This window comes from Myceligenerans salitolerans, assembly GCF_017349295.1.
Taxonomy (GTDB): Bacteria; Actinomycetota; Actinomycetes; order Actinomycetales; family Cellulomonadaceae; genus Myceligenerans; species Myceligenerans salitolerans.
In genome coordinates, this window is record NZ_JAFMPK010000047.1 from 1,000,943 (window position 1) to 1,004,405 (window position 3,463).

Sequence of the window (3,463 nt, forward strand, 5' to 3'; positions counted from 1 at the left end):
GACAACGGACCGACGTGTCCCGACAACGGGCCGACCGCATCGCCTCGTCAGGCCGGCAACGGGCGGTGGGCCTGGCAGTGGGTGGCGGTGGGCGGCCCGTAGGCTGGTGCCGTGACCGAGCAGCCCCGCATGAACGTCGAGTCGTTCAACCTTGACCATCGCGCCGTCGCCGCGCCGTACGTGCGCCTCGCCGACCGCAAGGAACTTCCCGCCGGCGACGTCATCGTCAAGTACGACGTCCGCTTCACCCAGCCCAATGCCTCCCACCTGGAGATGCCGGTGGTGCACTCGCTGGAGCACCTCTTCGCGGAGAAGTCGCGCAACCACAGCGACCGTGTCCTCGACTTCTCCCCGATGGGCTGCCAGACCGGCTTCTACCTGATGCTCTCCGGCGAGCCAGCCGAGGAGGACGTCCTCGACCTGATCGAGGCGACCCTCACGGATGTCGCGGAGGCCACGGAGGTCCCGGCCGCCAACGAGGTGCAGTGCGGCTGGGGCGCGAACCACACGCTGGCCGGCGCCCAGGACGCCGCTCGGACGTTCCTCGCCGAACGCGCGCAGTGGACACGGGTGTTCGCATGACGGCCGCCACGCAGGGCATCGCGGTCGACGCCGTCGTCATCGTCGCCATGGCCGACGAGGCCGCACCGTTCCTCGACCTCGCCGGCGTCCCGCGCGGCGACACCCCGCAGACCGCCACCGTGTCCGACGACGAGGACGGGCTCAGCCTCTCCGATGGCGCGCCCGCACCCGGGGCGCTGGTGGTCGGCGCCGCCGAACACCAGCTCGTCACGCTGGGCGGCCGCCGTGTCGCCCTCGTGCGCAGCGGGATCGGGTTCGTGAACGCGTCCGACGCCGCGGTCGGCGCACTTCTGACCTACGGCGTCGTCCCGGTCGTCAGTGCCGGGAGCGCGGGAGGGCTCGCCCGGTCCGTCAAGGTCGGGGACGTCGTCGTGGGCCGCACCTGCCTGAACACGGGCGCGGACGCCACTGCCTTCGGGTACCGGCTCGGGCAGGTTCCGGGGATGCCTGCCGTGTACACGGCAGACCACGGCCTGCTCGAGGCCGTCGAGAACGCCGTCGGGCACGAGCAGAACCTCGTCGCCGGAACGATCGGGTCGTCGGAGAAGTTCGTCACCGCCGAACCCGCGGAGGCTCTGCGGGAGACCTTCGACCAGGTGCTGGCCGTGGACATGGAGTCGGCCGCGATCGCGCAGACATGCCACAACCACGGTGCGCCGTTCGTGTCGGTCCGGGCGGTGTCCGACCTCTGCGCCCCCGACGGCACCGAGTTCCTGACCCACGTCGACGATGCCGCGCTCCGCTCGGCCCGAGTGGTCGAGGCGGCGCTCACACGCCTCTGACCGGCGCACCGCGACGCCGTTCCCGGCGCGGTGCCGGCCCGCCACCGGGCTCGACGGTGGCGGGGCGTGGTGATGCCGGGCCGGACGCCTGTCGCGTCGGCCTCAGTCCTTGGCGTCCGCGTAGCTGTCGACGACGGCCACGCTGAGCGGGAACGTCACCGGGAAGTCGCCGAACAGGAGCCGGCCCGCCTCGTCCGCCGCTGCCCGGACCTCGTGGGCCACGGCGCCGGCAAGAGCCGCGGGGGTGTGGATCACGACCTCGTCGTGCAGGAAGAACACCAGATGCGGACGGTGCGCGAACGGCTCGGGAACGCCCCCAGGACCCACGGCGTCCGCGACCTCGCCGAGCCCCCACAGGCGCCGCCGGAGCGACGCGATCCAGCACAGGGCCCACTCGGCGGCGGTGCCCTGCACGACGAAGTTGCGCGTGAACCGGCCCCACGCCCGGGTCTGCGACCGGGCGCGGCGCCCGGCCTCGGCGCTGTCCTGCGGGTCGGCGGCGAAGGCTCGAGCCTGCGCGTCGGCCCACTCGCTGCCCGGCGTCGGTGAGCTGCGCCCGAGCCGGGTGGTCACGACCTCGCCCCGCTCCCCCGCCCGGGCAGCACGCTCCACCAGGTCGATCGCCCGTGGGAACGCCTTCGCCAACCGGGGCATCACCTGGGCCGACGCACCCGTCGTGCCGCCGTACATCGCCCCGAGCATGCCGATCTTGGCCTCCTGACGGGTCTCGACGACCCCTGCCGCCACCATCCCCGCGTACATGTCGACGGCCTCGGGCGCCCCGCTGCCCGCGCCACGCGCACTCCCCCCGCCCGGGCCGTGCCCCGCGGCCGCCATCCGTTCGTCCTGCGCGAGACCGGCCAGCACCCGTGGCTCGAGCTGGGCCGCGTCGGCGACGACGAACGTCCAGCCCGGGTCCGCCACCACCGCCCGCCGCACGCTGTGCGGAAGCTGGAGGGCGCCCCCGCCCGTGCTCGCCCAGCGGCCGGTCACGACGCCACCCACCACGTACTCCATGCGGAACCGGCCGTCCGGCGCCCACGTGTCGAGCCAGGTCCAGCCGTTCGCCGTGTACAGGCGGTACAGCGACTTGTACTCGAGCAGCGGGGCGATCACCGGGTGGTCGATCTTCTCGAGCTCCCACTTGCGCAGGCTGCGGGCGCCGACTCCCGCGTACTCCATGGCTCGCAGGAGGTCGGGATGCGAATCGGGGTTGAGGGTGGGCGGCGCGTCCAGTGCCTCACGGATGCGCTGCACCAGGGCCTCGAGCTTCGCCGGCCGAGCGCCCGGGCGAGGCCGTGGCCCGAGCGCCTCGGTGAGGATCGCGTCGTGCACGTCGGCGCGCCACGGGAGGCCCGTGTGGTGCATCTCCGCGGCGGCCAGCGCGCCGGCGGACTCGGCGGCGATCAGCAGGCGCAGCCTGCCGGCGTCGGCGCTCGACGCGACCGCGTCGAGCTGTGCCGACAGCTCGGCGACGGGGTCGAGCTCGTCGTCCACGCCCGACGACGGCCGTGCCGCGTCCGCGGGACCACCACCTTGGCCGGGTCCGCCATCCGCCCCGCGCGCGAAGCGGCCCGGACCCGCGCCCGAGGAGGCCCCCATGCCGCCGCGGGCACCCACCGGTCTGGTGCCCGTGCGCCGGGCCGCGCCCCCGACATCGAGGTCGAGGTCGAGGTCGAAGAGCGCGGCCGGCGCGGTGTCGCCCGGCCCGCCACCGGCCTGTGGTGGCGGCGTCGGTGGCAGGCCGTCCCAGGGCCCCGGAGGCGCGGTGGCCAGCTCCGTGTCCGCCGAGAACACCGACGCGCGCAGGACCGCGTGCGCGAGACGCAGGTCGTGGGCGCGCTCGACCCGCACACCGTCGGCCAGGAGCCTCGGATACCAGCGGTTCGTGTCATCCCACGTCCAGCGTGGTGGCGCGGAGGGGACGCCGTCGTCGTCCACGACCTCCCCGGGCTCGGGCAGCCGCGCGACGGCGGCCCGTGGGCCGCCTGCCCGGGACAGGATCATTCGCACGGGACGAGTCTGCCCGGAGACACTGACATCGGATGCGGATACCCCGGGGATGCGGTCGGAATGCGGTCGGCAGTATGTCGAGTGGT

At 74.2% G+C, this 3,463-nt stretch carries 3 protein-coding genes; 2 read left to right on the forward strand and 1 reads right to left on the reverse strand.

The window, feature by feature from the left end; all coding sequences use genetic code 11:
- Window positions 1-129: 129 nt before the first annotated feature.
- A complete protein-coding gene (locus tag J0911_RS17985; RefSeq protein WP_207276890.1) occupies window positions 130-582 on the forward strand; it encodes an S-ribosylhomocysteine lyase in 453 nt (150 codons plus the stop codon).
- On the forward strand, window positions 579-1,364 hold the full coding sequence (mtnN, locus tag J0911_RS17990) for a 5'-methylthioadenosine/S-adenosylhomocysteine nucleosidase (protein ID WP_207276806.1): 786 nt from the start codon (window positions 579-581) through the stop codon (window positions 1,362-1,364). Before J0911_RS17985 ends, mtnN begins: the two co-directional genes overlap by 4 nt.
- A 102-nt stretch (window positions 1,365-1,466) precedes the next feature.
- Here mtnN and J0911_RS17995 read toward each other — a convergent pair whose 3' ends face one another.
- Window positions 1,467-3,371, reverse strand: a complete 1,905-nt coding sequence (locus J0911_RS17995; RefSeq protein WP_207276891.1) for a bifunctional 3'-5' exonuclease/DNA polymerase — start codon at window positions 3,369-3,371, stop codon at window positions 1,467-1,469.
- Between the last annotated feature and the right edge of the window lie 92 nt (window positions 3,372-3,463).

Coding starts and splice junctions, on each gene's coding strand:
- J0911_RS17985 (WP_207276890.1), top strand. CDS start 130: ATGAACGTCGAGTCGTTCAACCTTGACCATCGCGCCGTCGCCGCGCCG.
- mtnN (WP_207276806.1), top strand. CDS start 579: ATGACGGCCGCCACGCAGGGCATCGCGGTCGACGCCGTCGTCATCGTC.
- J0911_RS17995 (WP_207276891.1), bottom strand. CDS start 3,371: ATGATCCTGTCCCGGGCAGGCGGCCCACGGGCCGCCGTCGCGCGGCTG.